General features: G+C 42.1%; 14 protein-coding genes and 1 pseudogene. 10 read left to right on the top strand and 5 right to left on the bottom strand.

Annotation, left to right across the window (positions count from 1 at the left end):
* Positions 1 to 122 precede the first annotated feature (122 nt).
* Positions 123 to 773: a metal-dependent transcriptional regulator gene (locus B4W83_RS04870; protein ID WP_000188501.1), complete on the bottom strand. Its 651-nt coding sequence runs from the start codon at positions 771 to 773 to the stop codon at positions 123 to 125.
* Between the two features lie 111 nt (positions 774 to 884).
* On the opposite strand from B4W83_RS04870, the gene B4W83_RS04865 reads away from it, so the two are divergent.
* Together B4W83_RS04865 and B4W83_RS04860 are read left to right on the top strand one after the other, a co-directional pair.
* Positions 885 to 1727, top strand: coding sequence for a metallophosphoesterase family protein (locus B4W83_RS04865; protein WP_000160951.1), 843 nt, complete (start codon positions 885 to 887; stop codon positions 1725 to 1727).
* 75 nt (positions 1728 to 1802) lie between these two features.
* Positions 1803 to 2240 carry an Rrf2 family transcriptional regulator gene (locus tag B4W83_RS04860; protein ID WP_001166800.1) on the top strand — a complete coding sequence of 146 codons (438 nt, stop codon included), beginning with the start codon at positions 1803 to 1805 and terminating at the stop codon, positions 2238 to 2240.
* Between the two features lie 171 nt (positions 2241 to 2411).
* On the opposite strand, the gene B4W83_RS04850 is transcribed toward B4W83_RS04860, so the two are convergent.
* On the bottom strand, positions 2412 to 3485 hold the full coding sequence (locus B4W83_RS04850) for a DUF2974 domain-containing protein (RefSeq protein WP_001273811.1): 1074 nt from the start codon (positions 3483 to 3485) through the stop codon (positions 2412 to 2414).
* A gap of 154 nt (positions 3486 to 3639) precedes the next feature.
* On the opposite strand from B4W83_RS04850, the gene B4W83_RS04845 reads away from it, so the two are divergent.
* Together B4W83_RS04845 and B4W83_RS04840 are read left to right on the top strand one after the other, a co-directional pair.
* The gene (locus tag B4W83_RS04845; protein ID WP_000548993.1) at positions 3640 to 4317 is read left to right on the top strand and encodes a response regulator transcription factor; all 678 of its coding nucleotides are present in this window, start codon (positions 3640 to 3642) and stop codon (positions 4315 to 4317) included.
* The gene (locus B4W83_RS04840; protein WP_000887963.1) at positions 4310 to 5284 is read left to right on the top strand and encodes a sensor histidine kinase; all 975 of its coding nucleotides are present in this window, start codon (positions 4310 to 4312) and stop codon (positions 5282 to 5284) included. Before B4W83_RS04845 ends, B4W83_RS04840 begins: the two co-directional genes overlap by 8 nt.
* Positions 5285 to 5330: 46 nt before the next feature.
* On the opposite strand, the gene thrS is transcribed toward B4W83_RS04840, so the two are convergent.
* Positions 5331 to 7274 (bottom strand): threonine--tRNA ligase, encoded by a 1944-nt coding sequence (thrS, locus tag B4W83_RS04835; RefSeq protein WP_000608343.1) that lies wholly within the window; start codon positions 7272 to 7274, stop codon positions 5331 to 5333.
* Between the two features lie 335 nt (positions 7275 to 7609).
* Positions 7610 to 7969, bottom strand: a pseudogene (locus B4W83_RS13350) (hypothetical protein).
* A gap of 205 nt (positions 7970 to 8174) precedes the next feature.
* Here B4W83_RS13350 and rpsO point away from each other — a divergent pair.
* Positions 8175 to 8444: a 30S ribosomal protein S15 gene (rpsO, locus tag B4W83_RS04825; protein ID WP_001018251.1), complete on the top strand. Its 270-nt coding sequence runs from the start codon at positions 8175 to 8177 to the stop codon at positions 8442 to 8444.
* 807 nt (positions 8445 to 9251) lie between these two features.
* Positions 9252 to 9884, top strand: a complete 633-nt coding sequence (locus B4W83_RS04820; protein WP_000531724.1) for a CadD family cadmium resistance transporter — start codon at positions 9252 to 9254, stop codon at positions 9882 to 9884.
* Between the two features lie 272 nt (positions 9885 to 10156).
* Here the strand turns inward: B4W83_RS04820 and B4W83_RS04815 are convergent, their stop codons facing one another.
* On the bottom strand, positions 10157 to 10906 hold the full coding sequence (locus B4W83_RS04815; RefSeq protein WP_000500196.1) for a lysophospholipid acyltransferase family protein: 750 nt from the start codon (positions 10904 to 10906) through the stop codon (positions 10157 to 10159).
* Between the two features lie 132 nt (positions 10907 to 11038).
* Between B4W83_RS04815 and B4W83_RS04810 the strand changes: the two genes are divergently transcribed.
* The 4 genes from B4W83_RS04810 to B4W83_RS04795 all read left to right on the top strand — a co-directional run.
* Positions 11039 to 13375 carry a cation-translocating P-type ATPase gene (locus B4W83_RS04810; RefSeq protein WP_025172077.1) on the top strand — a complete coding sequence of 779 codons (2337 nt, stop codon included), beginning with the start codon at positions 11039 to 11041 and terminating at the stop codon, positions 13373 to 13375.
* A 100-nt stretch (positions 13376 to 13475) separates the two neighbouring features.
* The gene (locus tag B4W83_RS04805) at positions 13476 to 14153 is read left to right on the top strand and encodes a tRNA (adenine(22)-N(1))-methyltransferase (protein WP_000624064.1); all 678 of its coding nucleotides are present in this window, start codon (positions 13476 to 13478) and stop codon (positions 14151 to 14153) included.
* Entirely contained in the window at positions 14140 to 14937 is a 798-nt protein-coding gene (locus B4W83_RS04800) for a Nif3-like dinuclear metal center hexameric protein (protein ID WP_000881143.1), read from the top strand. Before B4W83_RS04805 ends, B4W83_RS04800 begins: the two co-directional genes overlap by 14 nt.
* A 417-nt stretch (positions 14938 to 15354) precedes the next feature.
* The coding region (locus tag B4W83_RS04795; protein WP_142246431.1) for a YSIRK-type signal peptide-containing protein at positions 15355 to 20618 on the top strand (5264 nt) is incomplete at its 3' end.

The raw sequence follows: 20618 nt of genomic DNA, 5'->3' as shown, positions 1-20618 counted from the left end.
ATATAATTATTATACAATATTTAGTTGGATTATGGAAGCGCTTACTATCGTTTTTGATATACAAAATAGATAAGAAAACCCTGAAAATCAAACTTTCAGGGTTGGTTGGGGTACTTGAGAAATTAGTTGATTTTCTCGACGTAGAGTTGTTTGGCAATGTCCATACCTACTTGTAAATCCTCATCTTTACTAAGGATAGTGAAGGTGTTGCTGAAGCCATCAAACTGCTTGACTTGGAGCTGGTCACCGATGTGAAGTGAGTGCTTATCCAGATAATGGAGAATGTCAAAACTATCATGCACCCGAGTCAGGCGGTAGGCGCCAGCTTCCTTGATATCAGCTAGTGGCAGGTTATTGATTTCAACCAGGAGTTCTCCCTTGGCAGGAATAGTTCCTCCGTGGGGGCAGGTTTTAGGGAAACCTAGCAGTTTATCTAGTCTTTCCACGAACAGGTCAGAGACAGTGTGTTCCAAGACCTCAGCTTCCTCGTGAATCTGGTCACTTGTATAGTCTAAATGATGAACTAGAAAAACTTCAATCAAGCGGTGCTTACGATAGAGCTCAGAGACCAGTTTGAGGCCGAGGTCAGTCAGTAGATAGCCACATTCCTTGTCCTTGAGGATGAGATTTTCACTTTTCATCCGTTTAATCATTTCAGTTACGGCAGGGGGAGAGACTTGCATGCGGGCAGCAATTTCCTTGTTGGTGATTTTATGCAGGTCTATACCAATTTCATAAATACATTTTAGATAATCTTCTTTATTTGGGGTCATTCGTTTCCTCTTGTCTAATATCTTTATCTAGTATATCAAAAAAAGCTAGATTTCTCTAGCTGTGACTTTTTATGTTATACTTATTGCAAGAGAAAAAACGAGGAGATGGATATGACGAAAATAGCTCTTCTTTCAGATATTCATGGAAATACCACTGCTTTAGAGGCTGTTTTGGCAGATGCTCGGCAGCTAGGAGTGGATGAATACTGGCTTTTGGGAGACATTCTCATGCCAGGGACAGGGCGTAGAAGGATTTTGGACTTGTTGGCTCAACTACCGATTACAGCTAGAGTTTTGGGAAACTGGGAAGACAGTCTTTGGCATGGTGTCCGCAAGGAATTGGATAGTACTCGTCCCAGTCAACGCTATCTCTTGCGCCAGTGCCAATATGTTTTAGAGGAAATTTCCCTAGAAGAAATCGAATTGCTCCACAATCAACCACTCCAGCTTCATCGTCAGTTTGGGGCTTTGACGGTGGGAATTAGCCATCATCTACCTGATAAGAATTGGGGGCGTGAGTTGATTCATACTGGAGCGCAAGAGGATTTTGACCGCTTGGTGACCAATCCGCCTTGTGATATTGCTGTTTATGGTCATATTCACCAGCAGTTGCTTCGTTACGGGACTGGTGGGCAATTGATTGTCAATCCAGGTTCGATTGGCCAGCCTTTCTTTCTAGATGCTCAGTTGCGGAAGGACTTGCGAGCCCAGTATATGATTTTGGAGTTTGATGACAAGGGTTTGGTAGATATGGACTTCCGACGGGTAGACTACGATGTGGCAGCTGAATTGCAGCTGGCTAAAGATCTTAAACTTCCCTATTTTGAGGTTTACTATGAAAGTCTGGTCAATGGTATCCACCATACTCATCATCAGGAATTTCTGAGAGAATTGGCCCAGAAAGAGGGCTATGATAGGGAATTAGATGTCTGGTTGAAAAGTGGTAATAATTGACATTACAACTAAAAAGGGTATAATAAAAGAAAAAGAAGAGTAGAGGCAGGGGAGCCTCGTAAAAAGGAGAAGAGGATGCAAATTCCAAGTAGATTTACCATTGCGACTCATATGCTGATAATCATTGCCCTCAAGGGGAAGGAAAGCAAGGTGACCAGTGATTTTTTAGCTGCTAGTGTCGGGGTCAATCCTGTCATTATCAGAAAGACCTTGTCCCAGTTGAAGAAGGCAGAGCTGATTTCAGTAGCGCGCGGAACGGGCGGAACAGAGATTGTTAAGGATCTCAAAGACACTAGTCTATTAGATGTTTATCAAGCGGTCGAATGTCTTGGTAAGACAGGTCAACTCTTCAGTTTCCATGACAATCCAAATCCAAATTGCCCAGTCGGAGCTCATATTCATGATGTTTTGGATCAAAAATTGGAGAGAATTCAGTTGGCTATGGAGGCTGAACTTGGTCAGACCAGTCTAGAACAAGTCGTGGCCGATGCAGAGAGTCAGATGAAGGAGTAATTTTTTCTTTAAAACAAGAAAAGCTTATGAGAAGGTTTTTATACTCAATGAAAATCAAAAAGCAAACTAGGAAGCTAGCCGCAGGTTGCTCAAAGCACAGCTTTGAGGTTGCAGATAAAGCTGACGTGGTTTGAAGAGATTTTCGAAGAGTATTACCTTTTCATAAGCTTTTTATCTATTTTTCCAGGCTTGGTAACGGGTATCAATCAATAACTGGGTGAGGCGTCCCATGGTTTCTCTTTTTTTTGGAGTGAGGGATTGAGCTTGGACGAAGAGATGACGAATGTGTTCGATAGCCTTGAAGGAAGACAGGTCATTGATGGATCTAATCCCAGCATCTAGAATGGTGCCAAAGAAGAGGTCGAAGTAGAGCTGGAGTTCTTCATCAGGGACTGTGGCCACCCACTCCTTGAAGGTTGTGTCGACTTGTTGACTATCACTATTAGTCTTATCTAGTTGAACGAAGTGTTTGTCCTCAATTTGCCAACTAAAGGTATCGTGCTGGGCAATACCACCCAAGGCAGTACTGTGAACGATGATTTGGTGGGCAGGGATTTCCAACATCATACCGATAATGGAACCTTGTGGAATAAAGACCTTGGTTCTATCCATTATCCTTTGATAGCCCTCGGTTTGTGTCAATTCTTTGTGGAGACCAGGCGCATCAAAGGTATAAACTGCTGTGATTTGATTTTGCAAGCTTTGCTCAATTTGACTAGCAGCATAGATGGCTAGATTTCCTCCCTTGGAATGCCCAGCCAGAATGACCTTTTGCTTAGGATGTTGGGCAAAAAAGTTCTTTAAATAGCGAATGGCGTGCTTTTGAGCAGGAATTTCCTTCATATAGGTCAGGTGGAAATCTTCCTTCCAACCAATAATACTATCATCTGTACCTCGAAAAACAATCAGATAGGTATCGAGAGTGAGGCGGTATGTCATAGCAGCAAATTGCTTTTGCAGCTCAGGGTCGATGTCGTTGATAAAATGGGAGAGTTTGCAATTTTTGAAGCGTTTGTGTTGAGCTAGTTCATCTAATAGCTGGAGGCGATTTTTGCTGGTCAACATGTTAGGTTCTCTTGGAACCTGAGGTGCCAGTTCTAAAAGTCGCTGAGGAGCTGTGGAGACCAGATTATCAAAGGAGAGGTAGGTGATTTCTGTTAAGGCTAGAATGTCTAACTCATTCAAAGGAAGGTCGTAAAAGGAATCGTATGCGACATCTTTCAGATAGTCAAAAATATTGGCCATAAGAGCTCCTTTCTTTTCTTTATCTTATCAAATTTCCCTCAAATTAGCTAGTCGGCTTGCCTATATCTGCTGGTTAAAAACAAGCTCTTTCAAATTCAGTTTCAGACCTTCGAGCATGGAAAAATCTGTTATAATAATAGAAAAGGAGGAGCGCATGCACAAGATTTTATTAGTAGAAGATGATCAGGTCATTCGTCAACAGGTCGGGAAAATGCTCTCTGAATGGGGATTTGAAGTGGTCCTGGTAGAAGACTTTATGGAAGTTTTGAGTCTATTTGTTCAGTCGGAACCTCATCTGGTCCTAATGGATATTGGACTGCCTTTGTTTAATGGCTATCACTGGTGTCAGGAGATTCGCAAGATTTCCAAGGTACCCATCATGTTTCTGTCTTCGAGAGACCAGGCTATGGATATCGTCATGGCAATCAATATGGGGGCGGATGACTTTGTGACCAAGCCTTTTGATCAGCAGGTTCTTTTAGCCAAGGTTCAGGGCTTGTTGCGTCGTTCCTATGAGTTTGGGCGTGACGAGAGTTTACTGGAATATGCTGGTGTTATCCTCAATACCAAATCCATGGATGTGCATTATCAAGGCCAAGTCTTGAATTTGACCAAGAACGAATTCCAGATTTTACGCGTGTTATTTGAGCATGCAGGCAATATTGTAGCGCGTGACGACCTCATGCGGGAACTTTGGAACAGTGACTTTTTCATTGATGATAATACCCTCTCTGTCAATGTGGCTCGTTTGCGTAAAAAATTGGAAGAGCAGGGCTTGGTAGGATTTATCGAGACCAAGAAAGGGATAGGGTACGGACTGAAGCATGCTTGATTGGAAACAATTTTTTCTAGCCTATCTGCGCTCCCGTAGTCGTCTGTTTGTCTATCTGCTTGCTTTAGCATTTCTGATTTTGCTCTTTCAGTTTTTATTTGCCAGTTTGGGAACTTACTTTCTCTACTTTTTCCTCTTGTGTTGCTTTGTAACCATCTTATTTTTCACTTGGGACATATTGGTGGAAACGCAGGTCTATCGTCAGGAAATTCTCTATGGGGAGAGGGAAGCTCAGTCTCCTTTGGAAAGAGCCTTGGCTGAAAAATTAGAGGCGCGTGAGATGGAACTCTATCAGCAGAGGTCAGATTCAGAAAGAAAACTGACGGATTTGCTGGATTACTATACCTTGTGGGTCCATCAGATTAAGACCCCCATTGCAGCCAGTCAACTCTTAGTTGCAGAAGTAGCTGACCGCCAACTGAAGCAGCAGTTAGAACAGGAAATTTTCAAAATCGATTCCTATACCAATCTAGTCTTACAGTACCTGCGTTTAGAAAGTTTCCATGATGATTTGGTCTTAAAGCAGGTTCAAATTGAGGATTTGGTCAAGGAAATAATTCGTAAATATGCTCTTTTCTTTATTCAAAAAGGCCTAAATGTCAATCTACATGACCTTGATAAAGAAATCGTGACGGATAAAAAGTGGCTACTAGTGGTTATTGAGCAAATTATCTCAAACAGTCTCAAGTACACCAAGGAAGGTGGTCTGGAGATTTATATGGACGGGCAAGAGCTTTGTATCAAGGATACGGGAATCGGGATAAAAAACAGTGATGTCCTCCGAGTCTTTGAACGTGGCTTTTCAGGGTATAATGGACGCCTAACCCAGCAGTCATCTGGACTTGGACTTTACCTATCTAAGAAAATTTCTGAAGAACTGGGTCACCAGATTCGTATCGAGTCTGAGGTCGGAAAAGGAACGATAGCGCGGATTCAGTTTGCTCAAGTGAATCTAGTCCTTGAGTGAGAATAGACGAAAAAGCCTCCGGACTGAAGGCTTTTATGCTAGGTTCTTATTTCTCAACGCGTGATTTGTTGGCTATATCAGCTAGGATAGCTCCAACAAAATCATCAACTGAGACAGTTTGTGTTTCTTTTTGGCCATAGCGACGAACGTTGACTGTTTCGTCTTCCATTTCTTTGTCTCCAACAATTAATTGGTAAGGAATCTTGCTGGTTTGTGAAGCACGGATCTTGAACTGCATTTTTTCATTGCGCTCATCTACGTCTGCACGGACACCGCGGTCACGGAGTTTCTTGGCTACTTCCCAAGCGTAGTCCACGTGTTTTTCGTTAGATACTGGGATGAGGGTTACTTGGTGTGGTGCCAGCCATGTTGGGAAGGCCCCCTTGTAGTTCTCAATCAAGATAGCTGTGAAGCGTTCCATAGTTGAGATAACCCCACGGTGGATCATCACTGGACGGTGCTCTTCACCATCAGCTCCGATGTATTTGAGGTCGAAGCGTTCTGGAAGCAAGAAGTCAAGTTGGATAGTAGAAAGAGTTTCTTCTTTTCCAAGAGCGGTCTTAACTTGAATATCCAATTTTGGTCCGTAGAAGGCTGCTTCGCCTTCGGCTTCAAAGTAGTCCACGCCCATTTCATCAAGAGCTGCACGAAGCATAGTTTGAGCATTTTCCCACATCTCATCGTTGTCAAAGTACTTGTGAGTATCTTGAGGGTCGCGAAGAGAGAGACGGAAGCGGTACTCATTCAAGTTGAAGTCTCCGTAAACATCGATAATCAACTGAAGAGCACGTTGGAATTCTTCTTGGATTTGTTCTGGAGTAACGAAAAGGTGACCGTCGTTGAGAGACATTTCACGCACACGTTGAAGACCAGTGAGGGCACCAGATTTTTCATAACGGTGCATCATACCGATTTCAGCGATACGGATTGGCAACTCACGGTAAGAGTGAACATGGTGTTTGAAGACTTGGATGTGGTGTGGGCAGTTCATTGGACGAAGGACAAATTCTTCCCCGTCACCCATGTCCATAGTTGGGAATATGTCTTCTTGGTAATGATCCCAGTGACCAGAAGTCTTGTAAAGTTCAACAGAAGCAAGTGGTGGAGTATAAACGTGTTGGTATCCAGAAGCCAACTCTTTGTCAACGATGTAGCGTTCCAACTCACGACGAATAGTCGCACCATTTGGCAACCAGAATGGAAGTCCTTGTCCCACTTCTTGTGAAATCATAAAGAGGTCAAGCTCTTTACCAAGTTTACGGTGGTCACGTTCCTTAGCTTCTTCACGCATTTGAAGGTAGTTTTTCAAGTCTTTCTTATCAAACCAAGCTGTCCCGTAGATACGTTGCATCATAGCGTTGTCGCTATTTCCACGCCAGTAAGCACCAGCTACATGGAGAAGGTGGAAGATTTGGATACGACCTGTTGATGGAACGTGAGGTCCACGGCAGAGGTCTACATATTCACCCTGACGATAGATAGTCAAACCGCCTTCGTCTTCTGAGTGTTCTTCAATCAATTCCAACTTGTAAGGGTCATTTTTGAAGATTTCACGTGCCTCGTCTTTAGTCACTTCTTCACGAATAGATGGGAAGTTTTCTTTGACGATTTTTTGCATTTCTTCTTCGATACGAGGAAGGTCTTCGTTAGAGATTTGACCAGCTGTGTTGTCAGTATCGTAGTAGAAACCATCTTCGATGGCTGGACCAACTCCCAAGTGAATGTCTGGGAAAAGACGACGAGCTGCTTGGGCGAACAAGTGAGCTGCTGAGTGACGCAAGATTGGAAGGGCATCTTCGTGATCAGGTGTTACAATTTCGATGCTTCCATCTTCAGTGATAGCACGAGTAGTGTCGATGAGTTTGCCGTTGAATTTACCAGCCAAGGCTTTTTTAGCTAGGGAATTGCTGATAGATTGGGCAATTTCAAAAGTTGTAACGCCAGATTCGAATTCACGAACAGCGCCATCGGGGAAAGTAATGTTAATCATGATGTTCTCCTTATATTGGTTATCCATTATTTCTAAAGCAGAAGTGTTTCCCTATTTCGCAGTCTTAAATAAAGAGAAACAAAAAGCAAAGAGAAACAAAAAGCGACGTCCTAGAAAGGACGTCGCAACGTGGTTCCACCTTCATTTATGTACCTCAAAAGAGAGGGACACCTCTGATTGGCTCTAACGTGGCCACCGTTTTATGTTTTCATAAAAAACTCAAGAGTAGTATCAGTATAGTCTTTCTATGCGTTCTCAGCAACCACGCACTCTCTAGTAGAAAGGGACTAAGTGACTTGTCTCTATGGATTATTATAGCATGATTGTGAGATTTTTCAAGGATTTTGTGAAAGTTTTTTGTTTTTCATTTTTGCAGAATATGCTTGATACCAATACCGGAAGCCATGCCGACCAGAGCAAAGGTTCCATAGGCTAAAAAGTAGACAATGCTAAAATCGTGGAAAGAAATGATAGTAAAGCAAAAGAGCAATCCAATGTCAAAAGGGAAAAAGGGAAACGGTAACCGTAAAGAAGAGAAACGATGAAGGTTACTAACGGAGAAAAGATAAAGATATTTAGAAGATGAGTCCTAGCAGATTGGGACCGGATGAGAGCAGTGAAAATAATTCATAAAGAGGCCAATAAAAGAAAAAGATGACCAGATAGTGGGGGAGATGGGAATAGAATCTAGGCATGATAATCAGCTCGTTTTAAAAAAACAGACAACTTAAATCTCTTGCTATGATTATTATAGCATGTTTAAAACAAGAAAGTAAATCTGTTGACAAAGAAGTTAGTTATTGGTAGAATAGGGATTGTCGTAAAGACAAATAACTTCTTCTTGGTTACAGGCATGCCAACCTGTCACTCGGATGAAGCCAAATAAAAAGGAGAAACATCATGGCAATCTCAAAAGAGAAAAAAAATGAAATCATTGCACAATATGCACGTCACGAAGGTGATACAGGTTCAGTAGAGGTTCAAGTTGCTGTCCTTACTTGGGAAATCAACCACCTTAACGAACACATCAAACAACACAAAAAAGACCACGCTACTTACCGTGGATTGATGAAAAAAATCGGTCGCCGTCGTAACTTGCTTGCATACTTGCGTAAAAACGACGTTAACCGTTACCGTGAGTTGATCAACTCTCTAGGACTTCGTCGCTAATTCAAGATACAAAGGCCGTCAAAAGCACAAAGCAAAAATAGGAAAATTGACGAAGAAACTTCAGTTTCTAGGAGATTTTATCTTTTTTGCCAAGTGCTTAGGCCGTGTTCAATTGAGCATATCTTGATAATAAAGCTACTCTAAATTGGGTAGCTTTTTTGCGTTGTCACCTTACCTCGCTATACTCAAGTATAATCTTCGGTTACGGTTCCTAGCACTGTAAGGTAAAATAAACCAGCTTTTCTCCCTTCGGGGAGATTTTTTTTGTTTCACTGAAAGTTTCGTACGATCTTCGCCTCGTCTATAAACGATTGATCTAGCAAGAATCATGATGCTAAGGGCGTCAAAAATCCGTATGAAAATAGGGAAATGACACAGTGTTCGATGAGCACAAGGAGTTTCATCTTTTTCACTAGGATTTTAGCCCGGGCTAAAATCAGCTCTCTGACTTCAGAGGGCTTTTTTATTGAGGTTTTATCGGTAACAATTTTGGAGACTACAAAAACCTCAAATGGTATCAGCTAATTACACCATAAAGGTGCGCAGTTACTCGGCTTTTCAAGCCGAGTAGCTGTCTGCAAGCCCCCTAGAAGAGCCCACTCTTTACAAAGTAAAGTATAGTATGTTTATACTTTACATGGAAGTAGTCACTGAATTCCAGTTAGAAATTACTTTGTAACTACGTTTTGAGGAGGAGTAAAATGCTTTCCTACGTTCGACATTACCCACTAGCGATAGCTAAATTAATGTGTCTGTGCTCTCCTAAAATCTGCTGATTTATTACTGACTAATACAGGAGGTTTTTTTATGGGACAGACAATCATATCTGCTATTGGTGTTTATATTTCTACCAGTATCGATTATTTAATTATTTTAATTATTTTATTTGCACAGCTATCACAGAATAAACAGAAATGGCATATTTATGCGGGGCAATATCTAGGCACAGGCTTACTTGTAGGGGCGAGTTTAGTTGCTGCTTATGTCGTTAATTTCGTGCCTGAAGAATGGATGGTTGGATTGCTTGGTTTAATCCCTATCTATTTAGGGATTCGCTTTGCAATTGTTGGAGAAGATGCGGAAGAAGAAGAGGAAGAAATTATTGAAAGATTAGAACAAAGCAAGGCAAATCAACTGTTTTGGACAGTTACATTGCTGACAATTGCGTCTGGCGGAGATAATTTAGGTATCTATATACCTTATTTTGCTTCGTTAGATTGGTCACAGACCCTCGTGGCCTTGCTTGTGTTTGTAATCGGCATAATTATCTTTTGCGAGATTAGTCGGGTGTTATCCTCTATTCCGTTAATATTCGAGACAATTGAAAAATACGAGCGAATCATTGTGCCCTTAGTATTCATTCTACTTGGACTATACATCATGTATGAAAATGGCACGATAGAGACTTTTCTGATCGTGGAGATTTTTTTGTTTCACTAGGATTTTAGCCCTCTGAAAATCAGCTCTCTGATTTTCAGAGGGCTTTTTCATTGAGTATAAATGGACAATCTTAAAGTTACTCTATTGTAGAGTGGCTTTTGATTTGATTAGGAGATTCTTATAAATATAGTAAAATGAAACAAAAGCAGGACAAATCGATCAGGACAGTCAAATCGATTTCTAAAAATGTTTTAGAAGTAGAGGTGTACTATTCTAGTTCCAATCTACTATATAAATGAAAACCTTAGCTGTTTGGCCAAGGTTCATTTCTTCTATGCAAGTTCTTCTCTTTTCTTATCTGGGTTCCAGATGAAGCTTGCGAGAAAGCTAAAGATGATGGTTAGGATAGCGAGTATAATAGCAAGGATGAGGGCAGGAATGCGGATAAACCACCAGAGTGGCTTTGGTTTTTTATCATTGTGCCATTGTTTCGTTTCTTCGTCCAGACGTTGGAATTCTGTTTGAATACGATTGGCGACTGTTTCAATGCCTTCATCATTCATTTTCTTGATATCTGAGATATCGATTGGATTTCCAAAGTTCATATCGACACGTTCACGGCTAATCAAGCCCTTCAAAGTCATGGGACCGGTGTAGGTAACCGGCATGATACGGACCTTGGCCATTTTGGCAATCAGAGCTACGCCCCCCTTGACATCGTTTGAGTGACGGCTCCCACTTGGAAACATGATGAGAGAGCGGTCACTTTTTTTGAGAACATTGATAGGGTATTTGATGGCTGAGGCGCTAGGATTTTCACGGTCGATAGGAAAGGCGCCACACATACGAATCCACCAGCCAAAGATACGGTTGGTAAAGAGTTCTTTTTTTGCCATAAAGATAAACTGTTTTGGCTTGGTCGCAAAGGCCATATAAACTGGATCCCACCAAGTGCGGTGAGGCGCAACCAAAATATAATTTTCATCTTGATTAGGAATTTTATCAGTATTATGATAGTGGGCATTGCCATTGATGGACCATAAGAGCAATACAACTAATCCACGCAAATAAGTATAAAACATGCGATCTCCTTCGATTGTTTTCTTGTTATTATTATACCTTATCAAAGGAGGGCTGGCAAACTTTTCCCTTGACTAGATGCATATTTGGGATGAGATTAGAATTCTTTTAGAAAAAATGATATGATAGAATTTATGGATAAAAATAAGATTATGGGATTAACCCAAAGAGAAGTCAAGGAAAGACAGACTAAGGGCTTGGTCAATGATTTTACTGCTTCGGCCAGTACCAGCACTTGGCAAATCATCAAACGAAATGTCTTTACCCTTTTTAACGCTTTGAACTTTGCCATTGCTTTGGCCCTTGCCTTTGTGCAGGCTTGGAGCAATCTGGTCTTCTTTGCTGTTATCTGCTTTAACGCTTTTTCTGGAATTGTGACCGAGCTACGGGCCAAACACATGGTGGACAGGCTCAATCTCATGACCAAGGAAAAGGTCAAGACTATTCGTGATGGCCAAGAAGTGGCTCTGAATCCTGAAGAATTGGTGTTAGGAGATGTCATTCGTCTGTCTGCTGGAGAGCAGATTCCCAGTGATGCCTTAGTTTTGGAAGGCTTTGCGGAAGTCAATGAAGCCATGTTGACGGGGGAAAGTGATTTGGTACAAAAGGAAGTGGATGCCTTGCTTTTGTCAGGAAGTTTCTTAGCCAGTGGGGCAGTTTCAGCTCAAGTTCACCATGTTGGATCTGAGAACTATGCTGCCAAACTCATGCTGGAAGCCAAGACCGTTAAACCCATCAACTCTCGTATCATGAAATCGCTGGACAAGCTAGCTGGTTTTACTGGGAAGATTATCATTCCTTTTGGTCTAGCTCTCTTGCTAGAAGCCTTGCTTTTAAAAGGCCTGCCTCTCAAGTCTTCCGTTGTAAACTCGTCGACAGCACTTCTGGGAATGTTGCCCAAGGGAATTGCCCTTTTGACCATTACTTCGCTCTTGGCTGCAGTGATTAAGCTGGGCTTGAAAAAGGTCTTGGTGCAGGAGATGTACTCTGTTGAGACCTTGGCGCGCGTGGATATGCTCTGTCTGGACAAGACGGGTACCATCACTCAAGGAAAGATGCAGGTGGAGGCTGTTCTTCCTTTGACCGAAGAGTATGGAGAGTCAGCGCTTGCTAGCATCTTGGCCAGCTATATGGCTCATAGTGAGGATAAGAATCCAACTGCCCAAGCCATTCGACAGCGTTTTGTGGGAGAAGTTACTTATCCTATGATTTCCAAGCTTCCCTTCTCCAGCGACCGCAAGTGGGGAGCCATGGAGTTAGAATGTTTGGGGACAGTTTTCTTAGGGGCACCTGAGATGTTGCTGGACTCTGAAGTCCCAGAAGCCAGAGAGGCCTTGGAGAGAGGTTCACGTGTCTTGGTCTTAGCTCTCAGTCAGGAGAAATTAGACCATCACAAACCACAGAAACCTTCTGATATTCAGGCTCTGGCCTTGTTGGAAATCTTGGACCCTATTCGAGAGGGAGCAGCAGAGACGCTGGACTATCTCCGTTCTCAGGAAGTGGGCCTCAAAATTATCTCTGGTGACAATCCCGTTACGGTGTCCAGCATTGCCCAGAAGGCTGGTTTTGCGGACTACCATAGCTATGTAGATTGTTCGAAAATCATCGATGAGGAATTGATGGCCATGGCGGAGGAGACAGCTATTTTCGGACGTGTTTCCCCTCATCAAAAGAAACTCATCATCCAAACGCTGAAAAAATCAGGACATACAACGGCTATGACAGGGGACGGGGTTAATGATATCTTGGCCCTTCGTGAGGCAGATTGTTCCATCGTAATGGCTGAGGGAGATCCAGCGACTCGTCAGATTGCCAATCTGGTTCTCTTGAACTCAGACTTTAATGATGTTCCTGAGATTCTCTTTGAAGGTCGTCGTGTGGTCAATAACATTGCCCATATCGCCCCGATTTTCTTGATAAAGACCATCTACTCATTCTTGCTCGCAGTTATCTGTATCGCCAGTGCTCTTCTGGGACGGTCTGAATGGATCTTGATTTTCCCCTTCATTCCAATCCAGATTACTATGATTGACCAGTTTGTGGAAGGTTTCCCACCATTCGTTCTGACTTTTGAGCGAAATATCAAACCTGTTGAGCCAAATTTCCTCAGAAGATCCATGCTTCGTGCTCTACCAAGTGCTCTCATGGTTGTGTTCAGCGTCCTGTTTGTGAAAATATTTGGAGCGAGTCAAGGTTGGTCTGAGATAGAAATCTCAACCCTACTTTATTATCTGCTTGGGTCTATTGGTTTCTTATCCGTATTTAGAGCCTGCATGCCATTTACCCTATGGCGTGTCCTCTTGATTGTTTGGTCAGTAGGAGGCTTCCTAGCCACAGCTCTCTTCCCAAGAATTCAAAAATTGCTTGAAATTTCGACACTTACAGGACAAACGCTACCTGTTTATGGTATCATGATGTTGGTCTTTACCGTGATTTTCATCCTGACTAGTCGCTATCAAGCCAGAAAATAAAGAAAGGCTGCAATCTGTGGATTGCGGTCTTTTTAGGTACAAGATTGCCAGCCGAAATGTGGTATAATAAGAGGTAATAGAGTTTGGAAAGTGAGAGAAGATGATTTCAAAGAGATTAGAATTGGTAGCTTCCTTTGTACCACAGGGAGCCATTTTATTAGATGTGGGAAGTGATCATGCTTATCTGCCCATCGAGTTGGTTGAGAGAGGACAAATCAAAAGTGCCATTGCAGGTGAGGTGGTGGACGGGCCCTACCAATCTGCAGTCAAAAATGTTGAAAGTCACGGGTTAAAGGAGAAAATCCAAGTCCGTTTAGCCAATGGTTTGGCAGCTTTTGAAGAGGAAGACCGAGTGTCTGTCATTACCATCGCAGGGATGGGCGGCCGTTTGATTGCTAGGATTTTAGAAGAAGGCTTGGACAAGTTAGCTAACGTAGAGCGTTTGATTCTCCAGCCCAATAATCGTGAAGACGACTTGCGCATTTGGTTGCAAGACAATGGTTTTCAGATTGTGGCAGAAAGCATTCTAGAAGAAGCTGGCAAGTTTTACGAGATTTTGGTGGTGGAAGCAGGACAAATGAAGCTATCAGCCATTGATGTTCGCTTTGGACCTTTCTTGTGCAAAGAGGTCAGTCCAGTCTTTGTCCAAAAATGGCAAAAAGAAGCTGTTAAGCTAGAGTTTGCCCTCGGACAAATTCCAGAAAAAAATCTGGAGGAACGTCAAGTTCTAGTAGATAAAATTCAAGCCATCAAGGAGGTTCTCCATGCTAGCAAGTGAAGTAATTAACGCATATGAAGCCTTTTGCCCTCAGGAATTTTCCATGGAGGGCGATAGTCGTGGTCTGCAAATCGGCACTTTGGACAAGGATATCCAAAGGGTCATGGTGGCTCTCGATATTCGTGAAGAAACGGTGGCTGAAGCCATTGAAAAGGGTGTGGACTTGATTATTGTCAAGCACGCGCCGATTTTCCGTCCCATCAAGGACTTGGTCGCCAGCCGTCCGCAAAATCAGATTTACATTGACCTCATCAAGCATGACATTGCAGTTTATGTCAGCCATACCAATATTGACATCGTTGATAATGGGCTCAATGACTGGTTTTGCCAGATGCTAGGCATTGATGAGACGACTTATCTTCAGGAAACAGGTCCAGAATGTGGAATTGGTCGTATTGGGAATATTCAGCCTCAGACATTTTGGGACTTGGCCCAGCGTGTCAAGCAAGTCTTTGGCCTAGATAGCCTTCGAATGGTGCATTATCAAGAGAGAGATTTGCAGAAGCCTATTTCAAGAGTGGCCATCTGTGGTGGAAGCGGGCAGTCATTCTATAAGGATGCTTTAGCTAAAGGAGCGGATGTCTATATCACTGGTGATATTTACTACCACACTGCCCAGGATATGTTGTCTGATGGCTTGCTGGCATTGGATCCAGGTCACTATATCGAAGTGCTGTTTGTGGAAAAAATCGCAGCACTCCTTACTCAATGGAAAGAGGAAAAAGGCTGGGAACTAGAGATTTTACCTAGCCAAGCATCGACCAATCCTTTCCATCATATCTAGTTAGAAGGTGAAGACAATGAAAAATTGTACTAGTATAATTATGGTAAACTGAAACTACACTAGTACAAATGTGATTCTGAGACATTGTTGAGACTGGATTTTTTTGTAAAACTTATACCCGAAATTTTATAAATAAAAAAATACAATAGTCCTCGTTTTTTGCAGTTTAATCAAAAAATCCAATACATATAATTAGAAAGATAACAATTTACCATAAAATACTCTAAAAACAGAAAAAATTAAATGTTTTTCCTTGCAAAATTCGGGGGGGGGGGGTGGTATAATTGCTACTAGACTGTATACTCTTCATAGGAGGTATAGTGGGGTAAATAGTCGTAAGTTGCTATTTAATATTATTGTCAATTGAAGAGGAAAATGACATGTTCTCTTCAATCATATCTTTAAGGAGAAAGAGTTATGGATTTTAGAAAGTCTAACAGAGAAAAGGTCTTCCGTTACTCCATTCGTAAGTACCACTTTGGTGCCGCCAGTGTTGCGGTTGCCGCATTGATGTTTTTTGCCAACGGTGCAGTAGCAGCGAGTGAGACAGTCACTCCAGCTACAACTAATGACGTGGTCGCTGGATTTGATGGTAACCCTGATGGGGCTCTGCAGGAGTCGGATGAGGGAGAGTCGAAGGAGGTTGTACTTGAGCAACTTGCTGAAGGCAAGATCACAAAGGAGATAAAAGGGCAAGGGAGGTCAGCGGAAGGATCTAATCAAGGACAGACAGTAGCTGCCCCTAAAACTACTGGAGTAGACTCTAGCCAGCCAGAGTCTGTTCAAGAAAGTTCTCAGGTGAGAGAGAAAAGGGCAGGATCTGCTGACACGATAGCAGCCAAAACAAGCAGCACTGGAGTCCTTCAGCCTCGGGTGCTCAAAGACAGCCAGTCTGACTATGACCCTATTCCACTTGACGATGATGAGGATGATACAGAACAGGATGAACAACCGTTAAACACTCCGGTGACAACAGCGATTCAACCTCGTTCAAGAGGAAGCAGACAAGAAGTTCCTTCAGGCTACATAGCTGTGCCAAGTAATGCTTATGTAGATGGGATCAACTACTTTTTAGAAGATGGACATGCAGGTTCACCTTATGCCCGTGGAACCTATGTCTATGGTTCGCAACGTTCAAGAGCATATTGGGACGGAAAAGAGTTTCGTATTCCGGAAGCGAAAGATTTTATCTACGGGATAGTCAAGAAAACAGAAACTGGTTTTAAATGGGAGATTGATATCAATAAGGGAAAAGTAGGACGGGGTCCACACCACTACTTATCAAATACTTTTTGGTTTACCCTACCTAAAAACCACACTGTAAAAGCAAACTCAGTAACTATTTCTCGTTATGATCATAGGACTGGTGGCACCACTGCTACTAGTGGAGATGCAGGTAACGGAGAGGATCAAATTCTAAAGGCCTTACAATCAGCTGATGGAATTAGTGATGAAAAGCAGGGGACTGTTGCATCAACAGGAGCGGCAGCAAAAAGTGGAGGTTATGGTTATCGGACGGATAGTCTGGATGGCTTAGCCAAGGAAGAAGTTAACTGGTGGGTGCAGAAAGGTTTCTACTACCATGCTGATAAAAACTTCCCAACTGAAGTTGAGAAAAAGGCAGCTTCTAAATACTCTGGTATCAAAAATGAAACCGAGAAAGTCTACACCTTCTCTTTGGACGGAGGACGTGATGATAGCTACCATTTGACCTTTGAGACGACTTCCCCAGATACGACTTTCCGTAATCTCTATTACGCCTTGGGTGTTAAAGGGTTTAGGCTGTCAGGGAAATCAGTTAATCGCTTGCTAGTCAATCAGTGGTACGGTAGAGCTGCCGGTGAAGGAGACCAGGCTGAGAAGTATCCGGCTCAGTTGGAAGGGAATGGCTACTATCAGATTGTACAAGGGCAAATTTGGCAGCCGAGAAATAATAATGTATCAACAACTCCAGGTACCTCTTCATCTTTAATTGCTAAAAGCGATGGAGGCATTGACCTTGAATCTTACTTTAAAAATAGGGATAAGGTAGGGGATAATGCTGAATCACATCCAACTTCTTATAATCTTTTTAAGGATGGTGTCAAAGTTGAAAACAACCAAGAGGTTGCAAAGACTATCGTCAATACTCCGGGAGTGAAATCTTATCTTGTAGAGCGAATCTTTGCTGACGGTTCTGGTGAATTGGTTCAGTTAAATTTTGTTGTGAAACCGAAAAAACCAAGTTTAAATACTGATTTGCAAAAGCAAGCAGGGACGATAAAGGATATCACTGCAACTAACGGAACCAAAGGTGTAGAGATGGTTCTCTACCATGACGGAAAAGAAGTAGCAACCAGTATTGCTGGTGATGATGGAAATGCAACCTTCAAAAATGTTGTTATTACAAAAGGTTCTTATACTGTCAAGTCACGTGTTTCAGATCAGTCTTATTTGACTGCAGAAGGCAAGCGAACTTCACTCTTAGAGTCTGAATCATCAGATGCTAAAGAAGCCAACTACGATAGGAGTCAGATTCGTATTGGGTTTGGACAAAGTGGAGAGGGCGGAGCAGCTCCTAGCTTTGAGGAAGGTAAGTATAAAGCACTATATCGTGACAATTATACTGAAAAACAACTACAAGTACTGGTTCAAGTCCCTGCTGGCCAGATTATCAAAAATATTGAAGTAACTAATTTAGAAAAAACAGGCTTGGTTCATGGTGAAATGAATCAGGTTGGTCCTCTAACTAGTACGATGCCATTAACAGGAGATATTAAAAAAGACAATTCAGGTATCCATCAAATTACTGTTACGGTTACAACCGCAGATAATCTAAAAAATACAGAAAAACTCTATCTATACATTCCATTTACGAAACCGACTTTTGAAACAACAGCTGAGAGTTTGAAAGGAAAGACTACAGGAAAACCGGTCATCAAAGCAAACTCTGGAACAAAAGGAGAAGCAGCAAATATTCCTGATAAAGCAAAACTGAAAACCTTCTTGGTTAAAGGTGGGAATGATGTGGATGCTGTAGGCACAGGTGCTTCTGATAATAAGCCTAAAAAAGCTACTGGCTATACTATTCTTGCTAGTGGTGATGTTAAGGCGGATGGAACAGTTGAGTTTACTCCTGATAAGTATAGACAAGAATTGGTGGGGAATGAGGAACTTCGTCTAGTTACGGCAGTGGTTAAGGAAGGTACAGATGAACCTGTTTTAGACTATCTTGTATCACCACTATCAGAATCGCTTAAACTAGAACTTCCTACAGAAGTTAGCCGTGACTTTGTAAGCCCAGCAGAAAAAGTTACCGTTGAAAATCCAGGTAGTCTAAATCAAACCGAGAAAGATAAGCTAAAAAAAGCTATTGAAGATGCTAATCCAGGATTTAAAGTTGAAATAACAGATGATGGTAAGGTTCAGGTGACCAGACCGGATGGACAAGAGGAAGAAGCTGCTGTCAGTGATTTTGTGAAACAAAATGGGCAAGCAGATTCTGCAGATGATTCGACTTCTCCAAAAGAAATCCAAAAACCAACTGAAAAAGTGAAGGTAGCTAATCCAAATAAGCTAACCAAAGAGGAATTGACGAAGATTACTCAGAAGGTTCAGGAGAAAAATCCTGGTGCTACTGTAAACGTTGGGCAAAATGGAGATGCCTATGTTGTACAACCAGATGGAACAAGTGGCTTGATTTCCCACAAAGATTTGTTGGAGCTGACAGAAGAGCAAAAAGAAGCTGCAAAGAACCGTAAACCGTTAGTCAACCCAGAGCAGAAAGTACCTGTAACCGATCCAGAGAAACTAAATTCTTCAGATATTGAAAAGATTAAGAAGGCTCTACAAGCTGCTAACCCAGGAGCGACTGTTACAGTGGATAGCGATGGAAATGCAACTGTTACAAGTCAGGACGGATCAGAAAGTAAGTTTATCTCACGAGATGACTTGGTTACAAAAGTGACGGTCCAAGCGCCTCAATCTCCAACTATCTCACAAGATAAAGAAACTCTAACGGTAACATCAATGGTAGGTCAAGACGAAGCTACTAAGGTTATGCTTACGTATACAAATGCTACTGGACAAGAAAAAACTGTTGGTTTTACTAAAACTGGTAGCAACTGGAATAAGGATGACGCCAATGCAGATAGCACAATTTCGATTATAAATGATGAAAATGGACTGGGCAAAATCCTAATCCAAGCTGAAACAGCAGAAGCAGGTTCAACAGTTACAGTTAAGCAGCAGAAGGACGGCTCTGACTTTAGTATAGCAGCTACTACTAAGGTTTTAGGAAGATTAGAGGATGTAAGTGGTATAGCCCAACCAGATGGTTCGGTTGTAATTACTGTACCGCAGGAAGCTACTGAGTTTGATTTGACTTATCATAATCAAACTAGTAATCGTTCAGAAACACAACATTTTAGAAAAACTGATCAAGGATGGAGTGCTGTTGCAGGAATTACAGCTAGTGGCAATAGCTTTACCCTTCCAAAAAGTTTAGTAAAAGACGGGACGGAAGTTGCGGTAAAAGCTTCTAGCGCAACGAAAATTTCAGAGACTAAACGAATTAAGGCTAAGTTTGAACAACCGAGTGCAACAACTAGTGCTACACGTCAAAATGGAGATGTAGAAGTTACATTACCGACAGATGCAGAAAAAGTGACCTTAACTTATAAGAACAAACAAAATACCAATGCCACAGTAACACTGGTTAAACGAGGAAATAATTGGAGCTCTTCAACAACCTTACCAGATGGTATCAGTCTAGCAAATGGTAAGGTTACACTTGACTATACAAAAGTGAACAGGAATACAAATATCACAACAGCCTCTACTAGAGGAAATGGCGATGTTGAATCTCAAGCAAATAACCAAAATCATCCTATTCCAGAACACACAGCTCCGACGACTAAGACGATTACAAAAGTAATCGGTGAAAATCCTACAAATGCAGAGTTACTTGCTGCTGTAGATGTAGCTAACAAAGCATCAGCTGTACTGAAAGAAGGAACACAGTATCCAACTACAGTAGGGAACCATACTCTTGACGTTGTTGTTACTTATACAGATCAAAGTACAGAAAACGTAAGAGTAACGTATGTGGTGAAACCAGCAGACAAGACAGCTCTAACGCAAGCGAATAACGATTTAGCAAGCGAAGTAGCAAGTCAACCAACTACAGATGACAAGCCACAAAGCAAAGTTGACGCATATACTAAAGCAAAAGAAGCGGCGGATAAAGCAGTGGAAGCAGCGAAAAAAGTAATAGCGGACGACAATGCGGCACCAGAAGCTGTACAAGCAGAGCTAGCGAAAGTAAACGCAGCCAAAGCAGCCTTGAAAGCGGCAGAAGATGCCGTAACAACCGCAGCGACAACTACAGCGAAAAATAAACTAACTGAGGATAAATCGAAGTTAGATGAAGCTGTAAGTACAGAAGGTAAGACACCAGAAAGTATTCAAGCATACGAAGCCGCTAAGAAAGAAGCAGAAGCAGATGTTGCAGCAGCGAAGGAAGCAGCCAAAGCAGTATTAGCTAAAGGTGACAATGCGACAGCAGCTGAAGTTCAAGAAGCGCAAGAAAAAGTAACAGAAGCGCAAGGTAAGTTAGACAAAGCGAAAGAGCAGTTAGTCGACAAAGCAGACAAGACAGCTCTAACGCAAGCGAATAACGATTTAGCAAGCGAAGTAGCAAG

Source organism: Streptococcus pseudopneumoniae ATCC BAA-960 = CCUG 49455, from assembly GCF_002087075.1.
In the GTDB taxonomy this organism is placed as follows: Bacteria; Bacillota; Bacilli; order Lactobacillales; family Streptococcaceae; genus Streptococcus; species Streptococcus pseudopneumoniae.
This window is presented reverse-complemented; position numbering and strand designations above follow the sequence as displayed.

Bases quoted from the DNA above. Each gene is read 5' to 3' on its own strand.
- B4W83_RS04870 (WP_000188501.1), bottom strand. From the start codon at position 773: ATGACCCCAAATAAAGAAGATTATCTAAAATGTATTTATGAAATTGGT.
- B4W83_RS04865 (WP_000160951.1), top strand. From the start codon at position 885: ATGACGAAAATAGCTCTTCTTTCAGATATTCATGGAAATACCACTGCT.
- B4W83_RS04860 (WP_001166800.1), top strand. From the start codon at position 1,803: ATGCAAATTCCAAGTAGATTTACCATTGCGACTCATATGCTGATAATC.
- B4W83_RS04850 (WP_001273811.1), bottom strand. From the start codon at position 3,485: ATGGCCAATATTTTTGACTATCTGAAAGATGTCGCATACGATTCCTTT.
- B4W83_RS04845 (WP_000548993.1), top strand. From the start codon at position 3,640: ATGCACAAGATTTTATTAGTAGAAGATGATCAGGTCATTCGTCAACAG.
- B4W83_RS04840 (WP_000887963.1), top strand. From the start codon at position 4,310: ATGCTTGATTGGAAACAATTTTTTCTAGCCTATCTGCGCTCCCGTAGT.
- thrS (WP_000608343.1), bottom strand. From the start codon at position 7,274: ATGATTAACATTACTTTCCCCGATGGCGCTGTTCGTGAATTCGAATCT.
- rpsO (WP_001018251.1), top strand. From the start codon at position 8,175: ATGGCAATCTCAAAAGAGAAAAAAAATGAAATCATTGCACAATATGCA.
- B4W83_RS04820 (WP_000531724.1), top strand. From the start codon at position 9,252: ATGGGACAGACAATCATATCTGCTATTGGTGTTTATATTTCTACCAGT.
- B4W83_RS04815 (WP_000500196.1), bottom strand. From the start codon at position 10,906: ATGTTTTATACTTATTTGCGTGGATTAGTTGTATTGCTCTTATGGTCC.
- B4W83_RS04810 (WP_025172077.1), top strand. From the start codon at position 11,039: ATGGATAAAAATAAGATTATGGGATTAACCCAAAGAGAAGTCAAGGAA.
- B4W83_RS04805 (WP_000624064.1), top strand. From the start codon at position 13,476: ATGATTTCAAAGAGATTAGAATTGGTAGCTTCCTTTGTACCACAGGGA.
- B4W83_RS04800 (WP_000881143.1), top strand. From the start codon at position 14,140: ATGCTAGCAAGTGAAGTAATTAACGCATATGAAGCCTTTTGCCCTCAG.